We start from the raw sequence: 24,248 nt of genomic DNA, 5'->3' as shown, positions 1-24,248 counted from the left end.
AACGGCATTTTCTTCCACTCGGAAAAGTTATTACGACTTATTTCTATTGGGCGCTGCGCTGAATAGCCTTACCACCCGCTTCCACATCTTGCCCAACACCTCGAGTGGTATTGCACCCCACCACCGCAGAGAGAATAACCAGAGAGAAAATGGCAACACAAGCTTTCTTCAACATACTCGGTTCCTTCTTTATGAGAATAGGATTTCAACGGTACGAAAGGACTGCTTTTTAAGCGTAGCCAATTTTAATGCTTGTGGCGGTTTTTTCGGATGAAGAGCAAAACAGAGGGAGGCTTACGTGAGGAGAGAATGAATTAAAAAAGCCGCCCTTATAGAAGGCGGCATTTCCAGATACATTACTTAACGCGTGAAACGTACTCACCAGAACGCGTGTCAACTCTGACCACTTCGCCGATCTGTACGAACAATGGCACTTTAACGACCGCGCCAGTGCTCAGCGTAGCTGGCTTACCGCCTGTTCCTGCGGTATCGCCTTTCAGGCCAGGATCGGTATCGGTGATTTCAGCTTCGATAAAGTTCGGCGGCTGAACAGCGATAGCACGGCCATCCCACAGGGTAACGATACATTCAGCATTGTCCTGCAGCCATTTTGCAGAATCACCAACGGTCTTCTCTTCAACCTGATGCTGTTCAAACGTCTCAGGGTGCATGAAGTGGTAGAACTCACCGTCGTTATACAGGTAGTTCATGTTGGTATCTACAACGTCTGCGCCTTCTGCAGAATCGGTAGATTTGAAGGTTTTTTCAACGCGAGAACCTGTCAACAGGCGACGCATTTTTACACGAGCAAAAGCCTGGCCTTTACCCGGCTTCACAAATTCACTGGATTCGATGGCATACGGCTCGCCTTCGAACATGATTTTAAGACCGGAACGGAAATCGTTGCTAGAATAAGTCGCCATAAAGGCCCTCTACAATTTTAATACTGGTACGAAGCCAAAAAAATGGCACACATTGTAACCCTAAATATACCTTCCAGAGAAGATTGGTTGCAGCAACTTGCAGACGTAATTACCGATCCTGATGAATTACTGCAACTTTTGGCACTGAGCGATCACGCAAAACTTCGGCAAGGCAATGATGCACGCAGACTTTTTGCTCTGCGAGTACCGCGCGCCTTCGCTGCACGGATGCAAAAAGGCAATCCTGACGATCCGTTGCTGCTACAGGTATTGACCGCGCGTGAGGAGTTTACTGCCACGCCAGGCTTCACCCACGATCCGCTTGATGAGCAACACAGCGTCGTGCCGGGGCTACTGCACAAATATCACAACCGTGCGTTACTGCTGGTTAAAGGCGGCTGCGCGGTGAACTGCCGCTACTGCTTCCGCCGCCATTTCCCCTATCAGGATAATCAAGGCAATAAGGCTAACTGGCGTCAGGCGCTGGATTATATCCGCCAGCATCCCGAACTGGATGAAATCATTTTTTCCGGCGGCGACCCGCTGATGGCCAAGGATCACGAACTGGACTGGCTGATCACCGAGCTGGAACATATTCCACATCTGAAACGTCTGCGTATTCACAGCCGCTTGCCGGTGGTGATCCCTGCCCGCATTACCGACGCGCTATGCGATCGTCTGTCCCGCAGTTCGCTTCAGGTGTTGCTGGTGACGCATATTAACCACCCGCAGGAAATTGATCCTGATTTAACACAAGGTATGGCGCGTTTACGCCGTGCAGGCGTGACGCTGCTCAACCAAAGCGTGCTGCTGCGCGGGGTGAATGACAGCGCGGACACGCTCGCCCAGCTCAGCAATGCACTATTTGACGCAGGCATTCTGCCTTATTACCTGCACGTACTGGATAAGGTACAGGGTGCCGCGCATTTTCTGGTGGATGACAACGAGGCGCGCATCTTGGTCAAAGCGCTGTTGAAGAAGGTATCCGGCTATCTGGTGCCGCGTCTGGCGCGAGAAATTGGTGGTGAAGCCAGTAAAACGCCGCTGGATTTAGGGATGAAGCAGCATCAGGACGACACTGAGCGATCGGTGGAGTAATTATAAGGTGAGAGCAGGTTTCCCCACTCTCACCGGGTTTCTCTCTAGCTTAAGGACATTTGTAGACGCTGCCGTTCATCTTGCTGTCCAGCGGCGCAAAGCTTGACCAGAAGGTCTCACTCGGGCTGGTTGCGCCATAGACCGTATTGCCCCCCATCGCCGCCGCTTTATTACGCAGATCGTTTGCCGCACCGCGCATAGAGCTTCCGTCGCTATGGTTGCCTGCCAGCCAGTTAGACTGGCTACCGCTGGCCTGCCCCAACAACTGACATTCGCTGCCTGGCTTGGTATCCGTGAACGTCACGGCCTGCCCGGCGGCGCTGAGTTGGCTACTGCTACTGCTGCATCCCGCCAGCAACACTGCCGCGGCTAGTCCCAACAAAATACGAACCTGCATGTCTTCCTCCTTGCGATTGAAAAACCAAAGGGCACAGGCCCGATTAGTTACGCCACGCTTTGAAGCGGTTGATCAGTCCGTTAGTGGAACTGTCATGGCTGTCGATCGTACTGTCATTTTCCAGCTCTGGCAGGATACGGTTCGCCAGTTGTTTACCTAACTCTACGCCCCACTGATCGAACGTGAAGATGTTCAGGATCGCACCCTGAGTAAAGATCTTGTGTTCATACAGCGCAATCAGCGCACCCAGGCTATACGGGGTGATTTCGCGCAACAGGATGGAGTTGGTTGGGCAGTTGCCTTCAAAGACTTTAAACGGCGCCACGTGTTCCACATCTTTGGCACTTTTGCCGGCCGCTGCAAATTCCGCTTCTACTACGTCACGGCTCTTACCAAACGCCAGCGCTTCCGTCTGTGCAAAGAAGTTCGACAGCAGCTTGCTGTGGTGATCGCTCAATGGGTTATGGCTAACAGCCGGTGCAATGAAATCACACGGTATCAGCTTGGTGCCCTGATGAATCAACTGGTAGAAGGCATGCTGGCCGTTCGTGCCCGGCTCACCCCAAATAATCGGCCCGGTCTGGTAATCCACCGGATTGCCATTGCGATCGGCAGATTTGCCGTTGGATTCCATATTTCCCTGTTGGAAATAGGCGGCGAAGCGGTGCATGTACTGGTCATACGGCAGAATCGCTTCGGTTTCGGCACCGAAGAAATTGTTGTACCAAATGCCGATCAGCGCCAGCAGCACAGGCAGGTTTTTCTCTGCGGGCGTGGAAGCAAAGTGCTTGTCCATCGCATGCGCGCCGCTGAGCAGTTTTTCAAAGTTCTCAAAGCCCAGAGAAAGAATGATCGACAGTCCAATTGCCGACCACAGGGAGTAGCGTCCGCCCACCCAGTCCCAGAACTCAAACATGTTGTTGGTATCGATACCAAATTCGCCGACGGCTTTCGCGTTGGTAGACAGCGCGGCAAAGTGCTTGGCAACGTGCTTCTCGTCCTTCGCCGTGTTCAGGAACCAGTCGCGTGCGCTATGCGCGTTGGTCATGGTTTCCTGCGTGGTGAAGGTTTTTGACGCAACGAGGAACAGCGTGGTTTCCGGGTTTAGCGGCTTCAACGTTTCAGCAATATGCGTGCCGTCAACGTTGGAGACAAAGTGCATGTTGAGGTGATTTTTATAGGGCTTCAGCGCTTCCGTTACCATGAACGGCCCCAGGTCAGAGCCGCCGATACCGATATTCACCACGTCAGTGATCGTTTTCCCGGTATAGCCTTTCCACTCACCGCCGATCACGCGCTCGCTGAAATCTTTCATCTTCGCCAGCACCGCGTTGACTTCCGGCATCACATCTTTGCCATCTACCAGAATCGGCGTGTTGCTGCGGTTACGTAGAGCAACGTGCAGAACGGCGCGGTCTTCCGTGCGGTTGATTTTCTCGCCAGCAAACATGGACTGAATCGCCGCAGACAGGTCGGTTTCCCGCGCCAGCGCGTGCAGTTTTTCCATCGTTTCCGTCGTGATGCGGTTTTTGGAGTAATCCACCAGCATCAGATCGTCGAACGTCGCGGAAAAATGCGCGAAACGATCGCTATCCTGTGCAAACAGCTCGCTGATTTGCACCTCTTTCATCGCGTCAAAATGGTGTTGTAATGCCTGCCAGGCGGCAGTTTGGCTTGGATTGATATTTTTCATAATGCGACTTTCTCTCTAAGCATGAGTTCAAAGTGACTGAATCGATTGTATCCCTTAAAATCCCGATTGAGATCCCTTTTCTTGCTAAAAGCGATTCATGTCCTTTTGTTTATTGACAGAAACCGCATAACCCGTTATTTGTAACACCGTACTTGCACACTCGGTGTGCAAGCCAGAAGAGGCGCGTCGCCCAGGTAAGGTATCGGAGGAACCGTAATCCGCTGATGATATCCGAGGGGGAGCGACGCCGAGATGCGGTGAAATACGGCTTTCACCCTATCGACTACAGAGGCTGAATCCTCTGGGTTGTCACCGGATTCGTCCTGATGGACGTTCAGCAAGGTGGAGCGCTTCTGGGTGTATCGTAGCGATTTTCTACGCCTGCCCCCTACTTCTGCTCTCCCCCTGTGCCAAGGCTGATTAATGGAATGCTGTTTACTGAAAACAGCCTACCCCCTGACACGAGGTTTTTGACATGTCTGTAACTGAAGTATCCGCAAACGCGAACCCTACCGTTATTGCCAAATTTGGCGGCACCAGCGTGGCGGACTTTGACGCCATGAATCGCAGCGCCGATGTGGTGTTATCTAATCCGAATGTACGCGTTGTGGTGCTGTCGGCATCGGCAGGTATCACCAATTTACTGGTCGCACTCGCAGAGGGTCAGGCGCCCGAAACGCGTGCTGAAAATCTGGCGAAGATCCGCCAGATCCAATACGCCATCATCGACAGACTGACCAATCAGAGCGTCATTCGTGATGAGATTGACCGCATGCTGGACAATGTCACTACTCTGTCTGAAGCCGCGGCGCTCGCGACGTCCAACGCGCTGACCGATGAGCTCGTCAGCCATGGCGAATTGATGTCTACCCTGCTGTTTGTCGAAATCCTGCGTCAGCGTGACGTCGTGGCAGAATGGTTCGATGTGCGCAAAATCATGCGTACCGACGATAACTTTGGCCGTGCACAACCGGACTGCGATGTGCTGGGCGAACTGACGCGCAGCCAGCTGCAGCCGCGTCTTGAGCAAGGTCTGGTGATCACACAGGGCTTCATCGGGAGTGAAGCGAAAGGCCGCACGACTACGCTGGGTCGCGGCGGTAGCGATTATACTGCGGCGCTGCTGGGCGAAGCTCTCAACGTCAGCCGGATTGATATCTGGACCGATGTTCCCGGCATCTACACGACCGACCCACGCGTGGTGCCGACGGCAAAACGCATCGACCAGATCATGTTTGAAGAAGCCGCCGAAATGGCGACATTTGGTGCGAAAGTCCTGCACCCCGCGACGCTGCTGCCCGCTGTGCGTAGCGATATACCGGTGTTCGTCGGCTCCAGCAAAGATCCGGCCGCAGGCGGTACGCTGGTGTGCAATAAAACCGAAAACCCACCGCTGTTCCGCGCGCTGGCGCTGCGTCGTAAACAAACGCTGCTCACCCTGTATAGCCTGAACATGCTGCACGCTCGCGGTTTTCTGGCCGAAGTGTTCAGCATTCTGGCGCGTCACAACATCTCCGTTGACCTGATCACCACGTCAGAAGTCAACGTAGCGCTAACGCTCGACACCACCGGTTCCACCTCAACGGGCGACAGCCTGCTGTCCAGCGCCCTGCTGACCGAACTGTCATCGCTGTGCCGGGTCGAGGTTGAAGAGAATCTGTCGCTGGTCGCGCTGATCGGCAACAAACTGTCTCAAGCCTGTGGCGTCGGAAAAGAAGTGTTTGGCGTACTGGAACCTTTCCGTATTCGCCTGATCTGCTACGGTGCCAGCAGCAACAACCTGTGCTTCCTGGTACCGGGTGATGATGCCGAGCGAGTAGTTCAGACGCTGCACCGCAGCCTGTTCGAGTAAATTCACGACGCATAGTCGGTCTCTTCGTCATATTTTTATGCAGACGCGGATTTTGCCGTTATTCGGCGTAAAAAATTATGCAGAGGAGATGGCAGGCTTAGGATGAGCCGCATGGACGCGGCGAAAGCTTGCGCCACGTCGGGAACGTGTCGCAAGCGGTCCGTTAAGCCCGATATCGACGAAGGCACCGCGTCAGCGGCATAATTTCCGCCGAAAGCCTGGGGTCACGGGGCGAGCGGCGTCTGAGTAACCGTGTTGCCGGTCAAGCATTTTAATGGGTTACTATCCCATAATTTTTATCATAGGGTTGCTGAGTATGAAGTACGCCATAACATAGATGAACCAATTTCCTCATCGCCGCACCTATTGCCAACATCTTCGACTTTCCTTTTAGCAACAGCCGTTCGTACTGCGCTTTTACATGATGATTATGGCTGATGGCAGCTATGGCACCCATATAGAGTTTTGCCCGAATGCCTGGTGGCCCTATTTTTGATAACCTTGCCCGACCACGTACCGAGCTGCCTGAGCGACGTTCAACAGGGATAACCCCCAGATATGAGGCCACCTGTTCTGCACTCCTAAAGTTATTGCTTCGGATTATTGCTAGCATGTTCCATCCGATTTGTTCACCAATACCACTAATCGACTTCAGAAGTGTCAGGTCATTTTTTAGCCTAGGATGCTTATCTATATGCTCCGCGATCAGACGCTCAATCCTTGCCAGTTCGTCCTTTAAATTTTGCTCAATCGATTCCAATGACCCCAAAATTTCTTCTGGAGGTCTTGTGGATTTTAGCGTGTTCAGACGATTTTCTATGCGTTGTTTATCATTCAGCAGATTATCCCTGTGCTGTAGCAATGCCTTGAGTTTCCTTACTGCTTCCGAAGGGGGAGCCCAGCTATCCGGTTGTTTTAAGCAGCCGTAACAGGCAAGCACATAAGCATCAACCTTATCCGTTTTGGTCAATATCCCCATTCCTTTGGCGAATTCTCGTATCCGATGTGGATTTATCACGGACACCAGAATACCAGCCTGATGGAGACCATAGGCCAGGTGTTCGTGATAAATACCGGTGGATTCTATTATGATATGAGCCTGAACGGGCTCGCACTTTTGCAACGCTAACCATTGCGCCAGAGATTCTGTCGAGCTTGTGCCATTGGGTAAAACTTTTGTCTTACGCTTACCTTTAATGCCATCAACCAATAAGCACACATCAATAAAACGTTTACTGATATCAATACCGACGTAATACATAATGATTTCCCCTTTCACAGAAACCGTCACGCCCGTTCCGCTTGTACATTCAGAGTCAATTCAATGCTCTTGGTAACCGTTCAATGTCAGTGTTGGCGTGAAAGGTGAAACAGAGGGTTTTAACTCAATCACAAGGTTTATCTTTGCCGCCCGTTGAAACTCTCTCTGTCCCATGTGGGGATAGCTAATCACCACATGGGATAAGATACAAGCCGCCCCGTGTCGGGCGCGTGCTACGAGGTAGCATGAAAATGGCAGCATTATCGCGCACGAAACTATCTATCAGTCAGCATAAAAATAGGCGGCTGTATCCAGTGAGACCCCACAAAGGGAATCACAGTGTCAGCGGTGACTCTTCTCGTTCTTCGTCCCCGTCCTGCGGCACAATCAATACGTTATACGCGACCGCACAGAACAAGGAATTCAGTCGGTTCATGTCCCCGAGTAAGCTCAAATGGAGCGAACTGGTTTCCAGACTTTGTACGTTGTGCTGATGCAAGCGATCGACGTGAGCATGCGCATAACGACGGTTCATAATACGGAAGCGATGTTTGGCACGACGCAGGCGCTTCGCGCTGGTGATATCCTCCGACAGGAAAACCGACAGCCCCAGACGCAGATTCGCCAGCAGTTGTTCATGTAACTGGTTCAGCTCTTCCAGTCCCTGTGTAGAAAACGCCATACGCACGCCAGAAGAATGGTTCGCGATGTCGTCTGCCATGCGTTCGATAATGTCCCCCGCCTGTTCCAGATTCAGCGCCACTTCGATCACTTCCGCCCAGCGCCGGGAATCTCGCTCATCCAGCCCGTCTTTCTGAATCTGCGCCAGATACAGCTTAATCGCGGTATAAAGAATATCGACATCATCATCGAGTCGGCGAATCTCCCGCCGCTGCATATGGTCGCCCTGCAACACTTCGCGGTACAAGCGCAGCATCTGCTCCAGCACATCGCCAATTCGCAGCGTTTCCCGTGCGGCGTTGGTCAATGCCAGCGCTGGCGTGTCCAGCGAACTGGTATCCAGATGGCGCGGTTTCATCTGGAGATCGACCTGCGGTGAATCAGCAATCATCGCGCAGGACAGGCGCGCCACCACGCCGGTAAGCGGAATCAGCAGCAGGCAACGAATCAGGTTGTAAAACAGGTGGAAGTAGATCACCAGCTCTTCGGCACCCAACGGAATACGCGTCAGCCAGCGCGACAGCGGTTCAACCAGCGGCAACACAGCCAGACACCCAATCAGCTTGAACAGCATGCTGCCGAGCGCCACGCGTCGCCCCTCCGCATTCTGCGTCGAGGTGCTCATCATCGTCAGTAACCCGCTGCCCAGATTGGCACCAATGACCAGACACATCGCCACTTCCAGCGAAATCACACCGCTTGCCGTCAAGGTAGCCGTCAGCAGCACCGCCGCCAGACTGGAATAGGTAATCACCGCGAACAGCGCGCCAGCCAGCGCATCCAGCATGACGTCGCCCGTCAACGAGGAAAACAGCACCTTCACGCCCGACGTTTGGGTAATGGGGGCCGCTGCCACGACAATCATTTCCAGCGCCAGCAAAATCAGCCCGAGCCCAATCGCTACACGGCCAATCTGACCAACCCGCGTCTGCTTACGGCTGAGGAAAAATATTACGCCAAGAAAAATCAGCAGCGGAGAAAGCCAGGACAGATCGAACGTCAGGATGCGCACCATCAGCGCCGTACCGACATCCGCTCCGAGAATAATCACCAGCGCAGGCGTTAATGCCACCAACCCTTGTGAGACAAAAGAGGTCGTCAGCAACGCGGTTGCATTGCTGCTCTGCACCAGCGCAGTGACGCCAATGCCAGCCATAAAAGCCAGCGGCTTTTTCTCAACGCTATCGCTGAGAACCCGCCGTAGCTGGGTGCCATAAACCCGCATGATACCGGTGCGGACAATGTGGGTACCCCACACCAGTAACGCAATCGCAGAAAGGAGATTTAGCAGTGTTAACAAAAAGTCCGCGCCTCCAGCTAATCATGTGTTGATGACGTAATGAACACCATCTTATCAGATGTTGGCTGACCATACTGCGAGACAGCCCGCGTCAGAGCAAAATCATCCCGGCAATCAATTAATGATAAAAATTAATTAACTGACAATATTTAAAAAACAGAATCCAAATCAATAAGACGGTTCTTTTCGCCTCACACCGTCCCCGGTTAGCGCTATGCTCTTTTTATTCATATAACTCTTATGGGTTATATGCCTGTAAAACTTTAAGCATGCTTAACATTTAGCACATTGCATGCATTAGCGTATGCCCTGTACTCCTTCTGACTTTTTAGTAAGGAAAATGGATGAAGACAAAAACCTCGTATGGACTGAACTGGTTCCCGCTGATCGTGATTCTTGCCATCGCCGCTTTTTTTTGGCGAATGGAACCCCCAACAGGCTTGAGCCCAGCCGCCTGGCACTCCGCTGTCATTTTCGTCGCAACGATCGTGTCTATTGTTGCTAACGTGCTCCCGATTGGGGCTATCGGTATTATCAGTATCACGCTCTTTGCGTTGACGTACGCCGCGGGAGATACGACAGCCAGCGGCGCGATACAGACCGCGCTCAGTGACCTGAACAGCTCGCTGATCTGGCTAATTGTTGTAGCATTCATGATCGCTCGCGGGTTTATCAAAACGGGGCTGGGTCGCCGTATCGCCCTGCAGATGATTCGCCTGCTTGGAAAGCGTACGCTGGGCCTGGCTTACGGCCTGGCCTTCGCCGATCTGGTGCTGTCCCCTGCGATGCCGAGCAATACCGCACGCTGCGGCGGAATTATTTATCCCATTGCCGATTCGCTATCGCGCAGCTTTGATTCCAAACCGGAAGATGCTTCGCGCAGTAAGATCGGTACCTTCCTGATTACCTGTATCGGTAACGTTAACGATGTGACGGCAGCGTTGTTTATGACCGCCTACACTGGCAACCTGCTGGCGGTAAAACTCGCGGCCAATGCGGGCGTGACCATTACCTGGGGAAGCTGGTTTCTGGCGGCGCTCGTGCCTTGTTTGATTTCTCTGGCCGTTGTCCCCCTGCTCGTCTATTGGCTAACCAAACCGGAAATTCGTCATACGCCGGATGCGCCAAAACTGGCCGTCGCCGAACTGGCAAAGATGGGCAACATGAGCCGCGGCGAATGGCTGATGGCCTTCACCGTTATCCTCCTTCTGGTGCTATGGATTTTTGGCGATCGCTTAGGCGTGGATGCGACAACGGCCTCGTTCGTCGGCCTGTCCTTCCTGCTGCTAACCGGCGTACTGAGCTGGGAAGACGTGAAGAGTGAAAAGGGCGCATGGGATACGCTGATTTGGTTCGCCGCTCTGCTGATGATGGCAAATCAGTTAAAAAAGCTCGGTTTCACCAACTGGTTTGGCGATCTTATCGGCAGTAATATTGGCCATTTGATGCAGGGAACGAGCTGGGTGTTGGTGCTATTGCTACTAAATGCGGCCTATTTCTACACCCACTATTTCTTCGCCAGCGGCAACGCGCAGATCGCCGCGCTTTTTGCGGTGTTCCTCGGTGTCGGGATCAACCTGAACATTCCCGCAGTGCCGATGGCGTTCATGCTGGCATTTACCAGTAGCCTGTACTGTTCACTGACACAATACACTCACGCGCGCGGCCCGATCCTGTTCGGCGCGGGCTACGTGCCCACCGCCATCTGGTGGCGCACCGGTTTCGTCGTCAGTCTGGCCAATCAGGCGATCTTTATGAGCGCGGGTCTGCTGTGGTGGAAGGTCATTGGCTTGTATTAACGTGGTGTGCCGTTGACACGGTGGGATAAAAAAGGGGCAGTACCGCTGCCCCATTATCGTTTCTACTCTTGTGAAACCGTATACTTGTATAAATCACGCTGAGTGAGGTAGGTAGAGGTCGCATTCTTATCAATAGACAAAATGATTTCCCCCGTGAACCCATCATTGAAATCACCTTCATTGATTTTATTTACCGTAAGTAGCGATTGCGCGCCATTCATCTTGGTAAAATATTCATCTTCAGTGTTGGTCACTCGCGTGATATCCCTTGGACTATAGGGTTCGTTATTATAAACCACACGACAAAGATCCTCTGGGAAATATAACTGCCCGACAAAAGCAAAGTGCTCTTTTTCCAGAGGATTTTTACTTGGCCGCCTTATCGCAACATGAATATGTGTCGCCCTGCCAGCATAGACCCCGGGGAATATCGTCGTGAACCTCACCACACCATTCTGGTCTGTTGGCTGTATACCCCGAAAGAAGCTGGTGCTATCTGTTCTGTTAACGGTCCCGACCTCATCTGTTGTCGCTTCTTTATCAGGGCTAATGAAGCTCCAACCTGAGTATTTTCCTCGGGCGTTACAGTGCCAGATATCAACCAATATGTTATCCACGGGTTCACAAGACACCCCATCGATCACTTTTATCTTCAACAGCAGCGGGATGCCAGGTTGAGACTCGGTAATATCACGCCGTAGTATTTTATAATCCACAAAATAAGGCCCTACAATTTGTTCCGTCGTGAGTGGGCACGTCTTTATCCCAACGTTCTTTGTCTTATCCGCTACGTCATTCGCCCTCGTATAGAACGGTATATTCGCTAACGATAATAAACCGACGGTTCCAATGATTCGTTTCGCAGAGCTAATAAAGAAAAACCGTCTATTTTTATTATTCAATTCCATTGCTATGCCTCACATGCGCTATGTAAATAGCGTTTCAAATAATAAGTAGTGAAATTATTTTCAGGGATAATAAGTGCGACATCACTCCATTACTGATCCATGCGTCGATTAATCTCTTACTGACCAATTAATGAATATGACGTTCGATAAGGCCACCAAATATCACCCGCCACAGAAGTATTATTTTCAGTCGTTAAAATGTCCAGCACATCGGATATAAAAGCCACGTATTGCCACATATAAAAAGGTCAACGGTATTAATTACACCTGAAAAATATAAATACAGGAAATATAAATTCACTATTATTTATTTTATTCAATGAATCAGAACGATATTTAACTACTTGCGGAAAATAGCTGAAATAGATATGCAGTAGCAGAATATTATCACTATTCGCTATCAGGATTAATATATTCAAATATTGGAGGGAGAATAGAAGATTTATGGATATAAATTTTCATAAAAGTGGCCGTCCTACCCGTTAAAGCAGGACGGCGAAGGCATCAGAACGAATAAGATACGCTGCCGACTACGCTGCGCTCGGCACCGAAGTAACAGAATTCCAGCGAGTTACAGGAAGCAACATAACGTTTATCGGTCAGGTTGTTGACATTAAGCTGCGCGCTTAGCCCTTTCAACCCCACCTTCGAGAGATCGTATCCTATCGCCATATCCACCAGCGTATAAGAAGGCAGCGTGTGGGTATTGGCACGATCGGAGGTCACGCCGTTCACGTAACGCACACCGGAACCAATCGTCAGACCGTCCAGCGGACCACTTTTGACATCATAGTTCGCCCAGGCGCTGGCCTGATTGCGCGGTGCGTACACCGCACGCTTTCCTTGCTCAGCCACACTGCTTTTCTTATAGCGAATATCCGTATAGGTATAAGCCGCTTGCAGACGCAGATTATCAGTAAGATGGCTCACGGCCTCCAACTCCACCCCTTCCGATTCGATTTCACCAATGGAACGGTAAGGGTCGTTAGGCTGAACTTTTGTCGCCACGTTCTTCTGATTAATGCGGAATACCGACAGACTGTACTGATCCTGAGAACCTTCAGGCTGATACTTCATCCCGGCTTCCCACTGCTTGCCTTTCATTGGTTCCAGTACGTTGCCGTTATCATCGGCGAAGCTGGTTGGCGTAAAGGCCGTGGAATAGCTGACATATGGCGCAAAGCCGTTATCAAACAGATAGAGCAAGGCAGCACGTGAGCTAAAGTTGTTTTTATCCAACTCGCTGTGTGTTCCTTTGGTGTGGTTAACGTGGGTCACTTTTACTTGATCGTGGCGACCACCCAGCGATCCCAGCTCATTTGATCCTGTACGTAGATCCCCGTCTGTTGCAGTTTGTGTCTTTCCTGCGAGCTGGACATACTTGTTGGTCCGGAACCATAAACGGGGTTAAACGCGTCAATCGCCGGGAAGGTGCCAGAAGGCCAGTCCATATTATTATTACGCTGCTGATAGTCGATCCCCACCAGCAGACGATGGTTCACGGCTCCCGTATCCACGCTGCCATCAAGCTGATTATCTAACGTTAATGCGGACAGCGACTCACGGGAACCCGAGTAATAACGAGTCAGCGTATCGGCGCTCGGCTGCGTCCAGCCGTAGGCGTACACCTGATCCAAATGCACTTTGGTACGCAGATAACGCAGCTTTTGGCGCACCGCCCAGCCGTTATCGAAACCATGCTCAAAGTTGTACCCCACCATGTTTTGCTTACGGTCGTATTTCTCATAATTCTCTTCCCCTTCATAGAAGGTGTTCGAGATTTTCCGCCCGTTATGCGCCACCACAGTACCGTCATACGGCAACCCCGAGTGGCTACCGCCTTCAGGATCGCGGTGCAGGTAAGCCATCAACTCCAGCCGCGTCTTGTCGGAAATCCGCCACAGCAGGCTGGGCGCAATCGCGTAGCGTTCTTCTTTGGTCTTTTTGAACTGCGTATCGGCTTCACGCACAATGCCGCCCAGACGGAACGCAAAACGCTCATCGTCATCCAGCGGGCCGGTGACATCGAACGCAGCGCCACGCTGCGCATTATTGCCAGCAAACAGTTTGATCTGTCCGCTGCGATCGAACGACGGTTGACGGGAGTTCAGCGCCACAATCCCACCCGGAGAAGAGCGCCCGTAGAGCACAGACGCCGGGCCTCTGACCACTTCAATGCTGTCGAGGAACCAGGGATCGATAACCAGCGAGCTATGAGAGTTGGTATCCCCCATCATCTTCAGCCCGTCGAGATAGACGTTATCAAGACTGCCATCGGAAAAGCCGCGCAGCACCATGTAGTCAAAGCGGTTGGACCCACCGATCTGGTTGTTGTACACACCCGGCGTATAACCAACCGCTTGCCGAACGCTAATCGCACCCTGTTCCTGAATCTGATCGCGCGTAATGATAGAAACGGCCTGAGGAGTCTCGATATCGGGCGTTTCCAGCTTGGTCGCACCGCGTTGCGTTTGAGACGTGACGACGACCGTATCACCCTGAGAAGAAGAGGATGGCGTATCCTGCGCCAGTGCCGACACCGTAAATCCACTGGTAAGGCAGCCAACCACCAGCGCCAGCCGCGTTTTTCTGAACATGGGAATCTCCACAGACCTTATTATTGTAAATAAGAATTATTACCGTTTTTAGTCTTGCAGTAGCTATGCGCAATGACAGCTTGCGTATGCGTAGTGACAAAACGGGAACTCAGTGAGAAAACATCAGACAAGTAAACAAAAGGCGGTATCTGGCATACATGAGGCTCAGAAGGGGGATAACAGAAGGAATACTAGCTGACCATGCGCGCATCGCTCGGAGCCATACCGTAGCGTCGCCGGAAAGCCGTAGCAAAGTTGGTCGCGTGCTGGTAGCCCGACATCCAGGCCGCCTGCTGCACGCTGTATCCCTGCGCCAGATAGCGCCGAGCCAATTCCAGCCGGCAGTCGCGCAGGTAGTCAAAGACCGAATGACCATATGCCTGACGAAACTTGGTACGCAGGCTACTGCTGCTCATCGCGGCCAGCTGCGCCAGTTCATTAAGGGTGTAATCTTTTTCAGGCTGTTGTGCCAGACGTCGTCGAACATTCTCCAGCCGCTCCTGTTCGCCGGGCGGAGGCAATACGCGCCGTTCTCCGCCACGCTGCCCAAATGACAGGCCTTGCCCCAGCAGCTGTAGCATCACACCTTCCAGCATCATCTGGCGCGATAGCCCCGGCGTGGTATTTTCCAGCGCGTGTTGTAGCCCAGATAATAAGTAGCCGGGAACCTGCCATAAAAACGTCGGATTTCCCCCTTGTTGCCACTCGTTCAGCAGCGAGCCTAACAGTGGATCCAAAGCGAAAGTGGCGGGAAAAATACCCAGCGATACGGTGCGAAGATGACAATCCGCAAGGTGGCTGGCGTTCATGACTAACGGGTCACCCAGCCGGGTACTGAATGCCATGCCCGATCGCACAACAAACTCCTTACCGTTCAGGCGCAGCGCGACGCACCCTTCCAGCACCACCAGCGTATAAAACGGGCAGCAGTGCAAAGAGGTCGATTCGTAAGGCTGCAACACGCGCACATTGGAGTTCGTCAGGCAAATACCGGAAGATAGCGTCATCTCTTCGACATCCCCCTGCACAACGATACGCTTTTCTTTCGTGCGATCGCGGCAAGACGACAGCTGCGGGAAGTGGTAATCAATCCCGTAACGTTCACCGATGTCGAAGAAATCCTCAATGGAAAAGAGTCGTTTTAGCATGAGCGGGAAGATACCCTCATCCTGTTTAACGCCCAGAATCAGGCCTGCAGTTAACGGAAAAGCATGGAATGAAAACAGAAAAACGCGTTCTGCTTAATTGGTGATCACCTTACCATTCCCATGAAATCGCATCAATAAGACTGATAACTATTCTCATCATAATGAGTTTCATGTGATGACAGGTTTAGAGGCAGAAAACATCCACGAGCTAATCAGTTTTGTTTTCCAACTGGCGTTAAAAATTATACTGAGGCGGACGAGGACGCCGTGTGAGCAGCATGGACGCTGCGAAAGCTAGTGCCGCGCCGGGAGCGCGTCACTAGCGGCACGATTAGCGTTCTCGAATGCCGAAGGAACCGCGCAGCGGTATAATTTCGCCAGAAAGCCTGGGTTCTCAGGGCAGCGGCGATTGAGCGCCCTGAGCGGGCGTGGCGCTAGTGCCACAGAGAAATAATGTGGTCTATCACGCACGAAACGCCCCCTCACTGACATAGTTGAGATGACAACCTCTCCAAGGTTGATGTTGTCATACTCGACTTAGGTCGCAATTTAATCCGCATCATAGCCCAAATTTGGTGCTAACCAGCGCTCAACGTCACTCACTTCCATACCTTTGCGCACCGCGTAATCCTCAACCTGATCGTGTTGGATTTGCGCGACGGCGAAGTATTTGCTGTCGGGGTGGCTGAAGTACCAACCGGATACCGATGCGCCCGGCCACATGGCATAGGATTCAGTTAACTTCATGCCAGTATGCTTTTCCACATCCAGCAACTGCCAGATTTGCACTTTCTCCGTGTGATCTGGACAAGCCGGATAGCCCGGCGCGGGGCGAATCCCCTGATAGTTTTCTCGAATCAACAGCTCATTACTGAGGTTCTCATTCGGCGCATAGCCCCAGTAGACCTTACGCACACGCTCATGCAGGTATTCTGCAAAGGCTTCCGCCAGACGGTCAGAGATCGCCTTCACCATGATCTTATTGTAATCATCATGCTGGGCTTCCCACTGGTCGGCCAACGTATCTTCTTCAAACCCGCCGGTCACCGCGAAGGCACCAAGATAATCCGGTTTACCGCTGGACTTCGGTGCCACGAAGTCGGATAGACAGTAGTTCGGAAAATCGGTTTTCTCCGTCTGTTGGCGCAGATGGTGACTGACTGACAGCACCGTGTCGCGTCGTTCATCGGTATAAATCACGACGTCATCCCCAACGCGATTCGCCGGGAATAATCCCACTACCCCACGGGGATTCAGCGCCCCGCGTACGGATAAATCATCCAACATCGCATTGGCATCGGCGAACAGGCGCTTGGCTTCTTCTCCCACCACCTCATCTTCCAGAATGCGGGGATATTTCCCCGCCAGCGACCAGGTCATAAAGAACGGCGTCCAGTCAATGTAGTTGCGCAGCGTTTCAATGCTGGCAGTCACTTCCTGAACGCCCAGACGGTGCGCAATCGGCGGCGTGTAACTTTCCCAATCCAGATCAGAGGCATTAGCACGCGCTGTTTCCAGCGTCACCGGCGGCGTTCTCGGCTTTTTACGCGCGTGCTGAATACGCACGGTTTCGTACTCTTTACGGGTACGCGCCACAAAGTCGTCATGTTGCGTACTGGACAGCAGCGCCGACACCACACCGACAGAGCGGGACGCATTTTGTACGTAGACCGTCGGGCCGCTATAGTTTTGTTCAATCTTCACGGCGGTGTGCGCTTTAGAGGTCGTCGCGCCACCAATCAGTAGCGGCAGAGTAAAGCCCTGACGCTCCATCTCTTTCGCCACATTGACCATTTCATCCAGCGACGGCGTAATCAGCCCAGACAGCCCGATGATATCGACCTTCTCTTCACGCGCGGTCTTCAGAATTTTATCCGTCGGCACCATCACGCCCAGATCGATAATCTCGTAGTTGTTACATTGCAGCACCACGCCGACGATATTTTTACCGATATCGTGAACGTCGCCTTTTACCGTCGCCAGCAGGATCTTTCCGGCTGACGTACCTTTGGCTTTACTGGCTTCAATATAGGGTTCGAGGTAGGCCACCGCCTGCTTCATGACACGCGCAGATTTCACTACCTGTGGCAGAAACATTTTCCCTGCACCGAACAGGTCGCCGACAACGTTCATCCCATCCATCAACGGGCCTTCAATGACCTCTATCGGCCGTGCGGCCTGCTGACGCGCTTCTTCAGTATCCAGTTCAATAAATTCGGTAATGCCTTTCACCAGCGAATATTCCAGACGCTTCTTCACATCCCAGCCGCGCCATTCCGCCTGCGTTTTACTGCCTTCATCTTCTGTTTTGCTGCCGCGATATTTTTCCGCCAGCTCAAGCATGCGCTCGGTGGCATCGCTGCGACGGTTCAGGATCACATCCTCCACCGCATCACGTAGTTCCGCAGGGAGATCGTCATAGATCGCCAATTGCCCGGCATTCACGATCCCCATGTCCATGCCGTTGCGGATGGCGTGATAGAGGAAGACAGCGTGGATCGCTTCACGCACCAGATCGTTGCCACGGAATGAGAAGGAGACGTTAGACACGCCGCCGGAGATCATCGCATGCGGCAGTTGCGCCTTGATGTCTGCACAGGCCTCAATGAAATCCACCGCGTAGTTGTTATGCTCGTCGATCCCCGTTGCCACAGCGAAAATGTTCGGATCGAAGATGATATCTTCCGGTGGAAAACCGACTTCTTCCGTCAGGATGCGGTAGGCCCGGCGACAAATTTCAATTTTACGTGCGCGAGTATCTGCCTGACCGACTTCATCAAAGGCCATGACCACCACGGCGGCACCATAGCGCCGTACCAGTTTGGCATGGTGGACAAAGGCCTCCACGCCTTCCTTCATGGAGATCGAGTTAACAATCCCCTTGCCCTGAATGCATTTAAGCCCTTTCTCAACCACGTCCCATTTTGAGGAGTCGATCATGATCGGCACACGGGCAATATCCGGCTCGCCAGCAATAAGATTCAGGAAACGGATCATCGCCGCCTCCGCATCCAGCATGCCTTCATCCATGTTGATATCGATGATCTGCGCGCCGCTTTCCACCTGCTGACGGGCGACATCCAGCGCTTCGTTGTATTTTTCTTCTTTAATCAGTCGTTTAAAACGTGCAGAACCGGTAACGTTGGTCCGCTCACCTACGTTAACAAACAGGGTATTGGCATCGATAGTCAGCGGTTCCAGGCCGGATAAGCGGCAGGCGACCGGGATCTCCGGCAGCTTGCGCGGCGGCACGCCTTCCACCACTTTCGCCATCGCGGCAATATGCGCGGGAGTCGATCCGCAGCAACCACCGACGATATTCAGAAAACCGGATCGCGCCCATTCGCCAATATGTTTCGCCATATCGGCCGGATCTAAATCGTACTCCCCAAAGGCGTTAGGCAACCCTGCGTTGGGGTGCGCACTCACATAGCATTCTGAAATACGTGACAGCTCGGCGACATACTGACGCAACTCATCCGGCCCCAGCGCACAGTTCAAACCGAACGAGAGCGGACGAGAATGGCGTAGAGAGTTGTAAAACGCTTCAGTTGTCTGGCCGGATAGCGTACGTCCTGACGCATCCGTAATCGTGCCGGAAATCATCACTGGCAAGACGATCCCCAGTGCCTCAAATTCGCTTTCGACCGCGAAGCTCGCCGCTTTAGCATTCAACGTATCGAAAATGGTTTCGATCATGATCAGATCGACGCCGCCCGCGATCAGTGCACGTGTCGATTCACGATACGCGTCCACCAGTTGATCAAAACTCACGTTGCGAAATGCAGGATCGTTAACATCGGGAGAGATCGATGCAGTGCGGTTCGTCGGGCCAAGCACACCCGCGACATAACGCGGTTTATCCGGCGTTAACGCCGTCCATTTGTCCGCGCTGGCACGCGCGAGCTGTGCGGCGACGGTATTAATTTCCGCCGACAGCGATTGCATGTCATAGTCCGCCATCGCAATCGTGGTGGCGTTGAAGGTGTTGGTTTCGAGAATGTCGGCACCGGCTTCCAGATAGGCATCATGGATTTCGCTAATCACCTGCGGTCTGGTGAGCACCAGTAGATCGTTATTTCCCTTCACATCGCTCGGCCAGTCGGCAAAGCGCTCCCCGCGATAATCTGCTTCCTGCAGGCGATAACCCTGGATCATGGTTCCCATACCACCATCCAGCACCATGATGCGTTGCGCCAACTGACGCCGCAATTCGTCTACCCGATTACTCACGCGAACCCCATCCCCGGCCAATAAATACGATGTATATTGCGCCTATCCTAGCATAAGTCGTAAAGGTACTAACGCGGTGTAGCATGAGACTTTTTCAGGTCATTTACCGATAAAAAACACAGAGAAAGAAGAGTTGCATTCTGCGGTAAAAAAACGAAAATCAATTCCATTACCACAAAAAGGAATCGACGCCATGACGCCACCAGAGCCAGCTAAACGCGGGAAAAAACCCAGAGCCAGCACGGGCACCGCTGCACAGCCAACCGGGCAGGTTCAGTCGCTGACCCGTGGCCTGACGCTGCTTGAATATATCGCCAAAGCCAACGGCAGCGTGGCGCTAACCGACCTCGCTCAGCAGGCCGGTTTACCGAATTCCACCACTCACCGTCTGCTCACCACTATGCAACAGCAGGGCTTTGTGCGTCAGGTTGGCGATCTGGGGCTGTGGACGATTGGCTCACACGCGTTTATCGTCGGCAGCAGCTTTCTGCAAAGCCGCAACCTGCTGGCGATTGTGCATCCGATAGTACGAAAGTTGATGGAAGACTCGGGCGAAACCGTCAATCTGGCTGTACTCGATCAGACCGACAGTCAGGCGATCATCATCGATCAGGTGCAATGTACGGCGCTGATGCGTATGTCTGCACCGATCGGCGGTAAGCTGCCGATGCATGCTTCCGGTGCCGGGAAAGCGTTTCTGGCGCATTTACCCGATGCGCAGGTCACGCAACTGCTGCACAAGAAAGGGCTGCACGGCTACACACCGCACACTTTCAGCTCGCCACAAGCCCTAAAGGAAAATTTGTCGCTGATTCGCAAGCAGGGTTACTCCTTCGATGATGAAGAGCATGCGCTGGGGTTACGCTGTATCGCGGCCTGTATTCTGGATGAACATCAGGAAGCCTTCGCTGCCATTTCCATCTCTGGCCCCGTATCTCGCATCACGGACGACCGCGTCACGGAACTCGGCGCGCTGGTAATCAAAGCTGCGAAACAGGTGATGCAGGAATACAGTGGGCTATGAATAAAGTGTATTTCTCGTCAGGCCTTTCAGGTGCATGTTTATGCAGACTCTGGGAGGTTTCGTGCGCGATGATGTCGTTATTTTCATGCTACCTCGTAGCACGCGCCCGACACAGGGCGCTTGTATCTTATCCCATGTGGTGATTAGCTATCCCCACATGGGACAGAGAGAGTTTCAACGGGCGGCAAAGATAAACCTTGTGATTGAGTTAAAACCCTCTGTTTCACCTTTCACGCCAACACTGACATTGAACGGTTACCAAGAGCATTGAATTGACTCTGAATGTACAAGCGGAACGGGCGTGACGGTTTCTGTGAAAGGGGAAATCATTATGTATTACGTCGGTATTGATATCAGTAAACGTTTTATTGATGTGTGCTTATTGGTTGATGGCATTAAAGGTAAGCGTAAGACAAAAGTTTTACCCAATGGCACAAGCTCGACAGAATCTCTGGCGCAATGGTTAGCGTTGCAAAAGTGCGAGCCCGTTCAGGCTCATATCATAATAGAATCCACCGGTATTTATCACGAACACCTGGCCTATGGTCTCCATCAGGCTGGTATTCTGGTGTCCGTGATAAATCCACATCGGATACGAGAATTCGCCAAAGGAATGGGGATATTGACCAAAACGGATAAGGTTGATGCTTATGTGCTTGCCTGTTACGGCTGCTTAAAACAACCGGATAGCTGGGCTCCCCCTTCGGAAGCAGTAAGGAAACTCAAGGCATTGCTACAGCACAGGGATAATCTGCTGAATGATAAACAACGCATAGAAAATCGTCTGAACACGCTAAAATCCACAAGACCTCCAGAAGAAATTTTGGGGTCATTGGAATCGATTGAGCAAAATTTAAAGGACGAACTGGCAAGGATTGAGCGTCTGATCGCGGAGCATATAGATAAGCATCCTAGGCTAAAAAATGACCTGACACTTCTGAAGTCGATTAGTGGTATTGGTGAACAAATCGGATGGAACATGCTAGCAATAATCCGAAGCAATAACTTTAGGAGTGCAGAACAGGTGGCCTCATATCTGGGGGTTATCCCTGTTGAACGTCGCTCAGGCAGCTCGGTACGTGGTCGGGCAAGGTTATCAAAAATAGGGCCACCAGGCATTCGGGCAAAACTCTATATGGGTGCCATAGCTGCCATCAGCCATAATCATCATGTAAAAGCGCAGTACGAACGGCTGTTGCTAAAAGGAAAGTCGAAGATGTTGGCAATAGGTGCGGCGATGAGGAAATTGGTTCATCTATGTTATGGCGTACTTCATACTCAGCAACCCTATGATAAAAATTATGGGATAGTAACCCATTAAAATGCTTGACCGGCAACACGGTTACTCAATCGCCGCCGCCCTGTGTACCCAGGCTTTCCGGCTAAATTATGCCGCTGACGCGGTTCCTTCGTCGGTATCAGACTTAACGGACCGCTTGCGACACGTTCCATACGTGGCGCAAGCTTTCGCCGCGTCCTGCGGCTCATCCTAAGCCTGCTATCTCCTCAGCATAATTTTTTACGCCGGGTTACGACAAAAGCCAGAATCATTCTCAGCAGTTGTGTATCGCGGATCAGCACGCTGGCTGAAGCGCTTGCGGCGTCGGTAGGCGTACACATCCTCAATGTGCCCTTCCCTAATACGCTGTTGTAGTGCTCGCCAGTAATCCGCGCAAAACAGATCGCCGTGCATTTCCTCAAACAGCGTACGAATGTGGCGGTCGCTACACAGGAAATGGGGAAACTCTTCGGGAAACACATCATTCGGCGCGACGCTGTACCACGGTTCTGCGGCCAGCTCATCTTCCGGGTGACGCGGCGGCGGTATCTTGCGGAAATTCACCTCGGTCATATAGCAAATTTCATCGTAGTCATAGAACACGACTCGCCCATGACGCGTGACGCCGAAGTTCTTAAAGAGCATATCGCCGGGGAAAATATTCGCCGCAGCCAGCTGCTTGATGGCATTGCCATACTCTTCAATCACATCATGCAACTGCTGTGCGTTTGCCTGCTCCAGATAGAGATTCAACGGCGTCATCCGGCGTTCCATGTACAAATGCTGGATCACCAACCGATCGCCCAGATCTTCCAGCTTATCCGGCACCTCACGCCAAAGTTCATCCAGCAATTCCGAGCTAATACGTTGCTTATCAATGACGAAATTTTCATATTCCTGCGTGTCCGCCATGCGCCCGACGCGATCGTGTTCTTTCACCAGTTGATAGCACGCCATGACCCGCTCCGCACTCACCTCTTTCTGTGGCGCAAAACGATCTTTGATGACCTTAAATACGCGATCGAAAGAAGGCAGCGTAAACACCAGCATCACCATCCCTTTCACGCCGGGTGCGATGATGAACTGCTCTTCTGATTCGGCAATGTAGTGCAAATATTCACGGTAATACTCGGTTTTACTGTGCTTCTGGCAGCCAATCGCCAGGTAAAGCTCCGCCGTCGTCTTCCCCGGCAAAATATCCCGCAGCCAGGCAACCAGCGCAGACGGCAACGGGGCATACACCATAAAATACGAGCGGGCGAAACCGAACACGATGCTGGCGTCTGCCTGACTGGTTAAGCAGGTATCAATAAATAGCGCACCACGTTCATTGTGATGAATCGGCAGCAGGAACGGAAAAATACCGTCAGGGAACGACAACTTGCCCACCAGCCAGGCCGCTTTGTTGCGATAAAACAGTTCGTTAGCCACCTGTAGCGTCGCCTGAGCAAGCTGCTCCGCAGAAAACGTGCGCTGTAAATACGCAACGATATAGCCAATATCACGCGGTAAATCTTCCCACGGTAACCGCAGTGGCACATCACTCAGCAGCTTTTCCAACATATTCTGCCAGCCGTCAGTGGGCACAAACGTCTTGGCGATAGGCCGGGGGATTTCACGAAAGCGCTGTTCAGGCTGAGAGCTGAAAACAAACAGCTTATCCGGCGTCAGTTCACGATGGTTAAACAGCCGGCAGTAGACGGAATTAAAGAAACTCTCGGCAATCTCAAAACGCGGATAGTCCGGCAGTAAACGGGTGTAGATATGCTTCACGCGCGCTAAAAAATCCGCATCATCACAGCGGATACCCGTAATACAGCGCAGTTGTTCGACCACCAGACCGACGTGGTGATCGTATAAGTGAATACGCTGTTTCATCGCCTGCTGTACGGCAGGCCAGTCAGCCTGTTCAAAGCGCTGCTGCGCCCCCGCCGTCACTTCAAGAAAACGTCCATATTGCGCATCAAATCCCTGCAGGATCGTCTGCGCCACCAACTTTTCAAGGTCACGCGTCATCATGATCTCCAGATAAAACCCGGCCAGCCTTACACTGAC

The 24,248-nt window shown here is 52.2% G+C and carries 15 protein-coding genes, 1 pseudogene and 1 riboswitch; of the genes and pseudogenes, 5 read left to right on the top strand and 11 right to left on the bottom strand.

Annotation, left to right across the window (positions count from 1 at the left end):
- Window positions 1–43: 43 nt before the first annotated feature.
- Both I2D83_RS02570 and efp read right to left on the bottom strand, forming a co-directional pair.
- On the bottom strand, window positions 44–175 hold the full coding sequence (locus I2D83_RS02570) for an entericidin A/B family lipoprotein (RefSeq protein ID WP_015841890.1): 132 nt from the start codon (window positions 173–175) through the stop codon (window positions 44–46).
- Between the two features lie 181 nt (window positions 176–356).
- The gene (gene efp / locus I2D83_RS02565; protein WP_015841891.1) at window positions 357–923 is read right to left on the bottom strand and encodes an elongation factor P; all 567 of its coding nucleotides are present in this window, start codon (window positions 921–923) and stop codon (window positions 357–359) included.
- 42 nt (window positions 924–965) lie between these two features.
- Between efp and epmB the strand changes: the two genes are divergently transcribed.
- On the top strand, window positions 966–2,021 hold the full coding sequence (gene epmB, locus I2D83_RS02560; protein ID WP_205947474.1) for an EF-P beta-lysylation protein EpmB: 1,056 nt from the start codon (window positions 966–968) through the stop codon (window positions 2,019–2,021).
- A 49-nt stretch (window positions 2,022–2,070) separates the two neighbouring features.
- Here epmB and I2D83_RS02555 read toward each other — a convergent pair whose 3' ends face one another.
- Window positions 2,071–2,418 carry a DUF4156 domain-containing protein gene (locus I2D83_RS02555; RefSeq protein WP_015841893.1) on the bottom strand — a complete coding sequence of 116 codons (348 nt, stop codon included), beginning with the start codon at window positions 2,416–2,418 and terminating at the stop codon, window positions 2,071–2,073.
- Between the two features lie 43 nt (window positions 2,419–2,461).
- On the bottom strand, window positions 2,462–4,111 hold the full coding sequence (gene pgi / locus I2D83_RS02550; RefSeq protein WP_205947473.1) for a glucose-6-phosphate isomerase: 1,650 nt from the start codon (window positions 4,109–4,111) through the stop codon (window positions 2,462–2,464).
- A 168-nt stretch (window positions 4,112–4,279) separates the two neighbouring features.
- A riboswitch (Lysine riboswitch) is annotated at window positions 4,280–4,472 on the top strand.
- Window positions 4,473–4,586: 114 nt separating this feature from the next.
- Here pgi and lysC point away from each other — a divergent pair.
- Window positions 4,587–5,963 (top strand): lysine-sensitive aspartokinase 3, encoded by a 1,377-nt coding sequence (lysC, locus tag I2D83_RS02545; RefSeq protein WP_015841895.1) that lies wholly within the window; start codon window positions 4,587–4,589, stop codon window positions 5,961–5,963.
- Window positions 5,964–6,234: 271 nt separating this feature from the next.
- Here the strand turns inward: lysC and I2D83_RS02540 are convergent, their stop codons facing one another.
- Both I2D83_RS02540 and I2D83_RS02535 read right to left on the bottom strand, forming a co-directional pair.
- Window positions 6,235–7,224, bottom strand: a complete 990-nt coding sequence (locus I2D83_RS02540; protein WP_205947469.1) for an IS110 family RNA-guided transposase — start codon at window positions 7,222–7,224, stop codon at window positions 6,235–6,237.
- Between the two features lie 334 nt (window positions 7,225–7,558).
- Window positions 7,559–9,205: a Na/Pi cotransporter family protein gene (locus I2D83_RS02535; protein WP_015841896.1), complete on the bottom strand. Its 1,647-nt coding sequence runs from the start codon at window positions 9,203–9,205 to the stop codon at window positions 7,559–7,561.
- Window positions 9,206–9,549: 344 nt separating this feature from the next.
- Between I2D83_RS02535 and I2D83_RS02530 the strand changes: the two genes are divergently transcribed.
- The gene (locus tag I2D83_RS02530) at window positions 9,550–11,004 is read left to right on the top strand and encodes a DASS family sodium-coupled anion symporter (RefSeq protein ID WP_015841897.1); all 1,455 of its coding nucleotides are present in this window, start codon (window positions 9,550–9,552) and stop codon (window positions 11,002–11,004) included.
- Between the two features lie 62 nt (window positions 11,005–11,066).
- Here I2D83_RS02530 and I2D83_RS02525 read toward each other — a convergent pair whose 3' ends face one another.
- The 4 genes and pseudogenes from I2D83_RS02525 to metH all read right to left on the bottom strand — a co-directional run bounded on the left by I2D83_RS02525 (window position 11,067) and on the right by metH (window position 19,842).
- Window positions 11,067–11,912 (bottom strand): intradiol ring-cleavage dioxygenase, encoded by an 846-nt coding sequence (locus I2D83_RS02525; RefSeq protein WP_205947472.1) that lies wholly within the window; start codon window positions 11,910–11,912, stop codon window positions 11,067–11,069.
- A gap of 504 nt (window positions 11,913–12,416) precedes the next feature.
- A pseudogene (gene foxA / locus I2D83_RS02520) lies at window positions 12,417–14,509 on the bottom strand (ferrioxamine B receptor FoxA).
- A gap of 191 nt (window positions 14,510–14,700) precedes the next feature.
- On the bottom strand, window positions 14,701–15,657 hold the full coding sequence (locus I2D83_RS02515) for an AraC family transcriptional regulator (protein ID WP_205947471.1): 957 nt from the start codon (window positions 15,655–15,657) through the stop codon (window positions 14,701–14,703).
- Window positions 15,658–16,206: 549 nt separating this feature from the next.
- Entirely contained in the window at window positions 16,207–19,842 is a 3,636-nt protein-coding gene (metH, locus tag I2D83_RS02510) for a methionine synthase (protein ID WP_413232278.1), read from the bottom strand.
- 241 nt (window positions 19,843–20,083) lie between these two features.
- On the opposite strand from metH, the gene iclR reads away from it, so the two are divergent.
- Both iclR and I2D83_RS02500 read left to right on the top strand, forming a co-directional pair.
- Window positions 20,084–20,914: a glyoxylate bypass operon transcriptional repressor IclR gene (gene iclR, locus I2D83_RS02505; protein ID WP_015841902.1), complete on the top strand. Its 831-nt coding sequence runs from the start codon at window positions 20,084–20,086 to the stop codon at window positions 20,912–20,914.
- A 331-nt stretch (window positions 20,915–21,245) separates the two neighbouring features.
- Window positions 21,246–22,235 carry an IS110 family RNA-guided transposase gene (locus I2D83_RS02500; RefSeq protein ID WP_205947469.1) on the top strand — a complete coding sequence of 330 codons (990 nt, stop codon included), beginning with the start codon at window positions 21,246–21,248 and terminating at the stop codon, window positions 22,233–22,235.
- 198 nt (window positions 22,236–22,433) lie between these two features.
- Here I2D83_RS02500 and aceK read toward each other — a convergent pair whose 3' ends face one another.
- Window positions 22,434–24,209: a bifunctional isocitrate dehydrogenase kinase/phosphatase gene (gene aceK, locus I2D83_RS02495; protein ID WP_205948126.1), complete on the bottom strand. Its 1,776-nt coding sequence runs from the start codon at window positions 24,207–24,209 to the stop codon at window positions 22,434–22,436.
- Window positions 24,210–24,248: the final 39 nt, after the last annotated feature.

It is taken from the genome of Pectobacterium aroidearum, assembly GCF_015689195.1.
In the GTDB taxonomy this organism is placed as follows: domain Bacteria; phylum Pseudomonadota; class Gammaproteobacteria; order Enterobacterales; family Enterobacteriaceae; genus Pectobacterium; species Pectobacterium aroidearum.
Note: the sequence above shows the minus strand (reverse complement) of the source record. Positions and strands in the feature narration are given on the sequence as shown.

What these genes read in the sequence shown, in the direction of transcription:
- pgi (WP_205947473.1), bottom strand. Translation starts at nt 4,111, where the DNA reads ATGAAAAATATCAATCCAAGCCAAACTGCCGCCTGGCAGGCATTACAA.
- aceK (WP_205948126.1), bottom strand. Translation starts at nt 24,209, where the DNA reads ATGACGCGTGACCTTGAAAAGTTGGTGGCGCAGACGATCCTGCAGGGA.
- I2D83_RS02540 (WP_205947469.1), bottom strand. Translation starts at nt 7,224, where the DNA reads ATGTATTACGTCGGTATTGATATCAGTAAACGTTTTATTGATGTGTGC.
- I2D83_RS02530 (WP_015841897.1), top strand. Translation starts at nt 9,550, where the DNA reads ATGAAGACAAAAACCTCGTATGGACTGAACTGGTTCCCGCTGATCGTG.
- metH (WP_413232278.1), bottom strand. Translation starts at nt 19,842, where the DNA reads ATGGTGCTGGATGGTGGTATGGGAACCATGATCCAGGGTTATCGCCTG.
- efp (WP_015841891.1), bottom strand. Translation starts at nt 923, where the DNA reads ATGGCGACTTATTCTAGCAACGATTTCCGTTCCGGTCTTAAAATCATG.
- I2D83_RS02525 (WP_205947472.1), bottom strand. Translation starts at nt 11,912, where the DNA reads ATGGAATTGAATAATAAAAATAGACGGTTTTTCTTTATTAGCTCTGCG.
- I2D83_RS02555 (WP_015841893.1), bottom strand. Translation starts at nt 2,418, where the DNA reads ATGCAGGTTCGTATTTTGTTGGGACTAGCCGCGGCAGTGTTGCTGGCG.
- I2D83_RS02515 (WP_205947471.1), bottom strand. Translation starts at nt 15,657, where the DNA reads ATGCTAAAACGACTCTTTTCCATTGAGGATTTCTTCGACATCGGTGAA.
- lysC (WP_015841895.1), top strand. Translation starts at nt 4,587, where the DNA reads ATGTCTGTAACTGAAGTATCCGCAAACGCGAACCCTACCGTTATTGCC.
- epmB (WP_205947474.1), top strand. Translation starts at nt 966, where the DNA reads ATGGCACACATTGTAACCCTAAATATACCTTCCAGAGAAGATTGGTTG.
- I2D83_RS02500 (WP_205947469.1), top strand. Translation starts at nt 21,246, where the DNA reads ATGTATTACGTCGGTATTGATATCAGTAAACGTTTTATTGATGTGTGC.
- I2D83_RS02570 (WP_015841890.1), bottom strand. Translation starts at nt 175, where the DNA reads ATGTTGAAGAAAGCTTGTGTTGCCATTTTCTCTCTGGTTATTCTCTCT.
- iclR (WP_015841902.1), top strand. Translation starts at nt 20,084, where the DNA reads ATGACGCCACCAGAGCCAGCTAAACGCGGGAAAAAACCCAGAGCCAGC.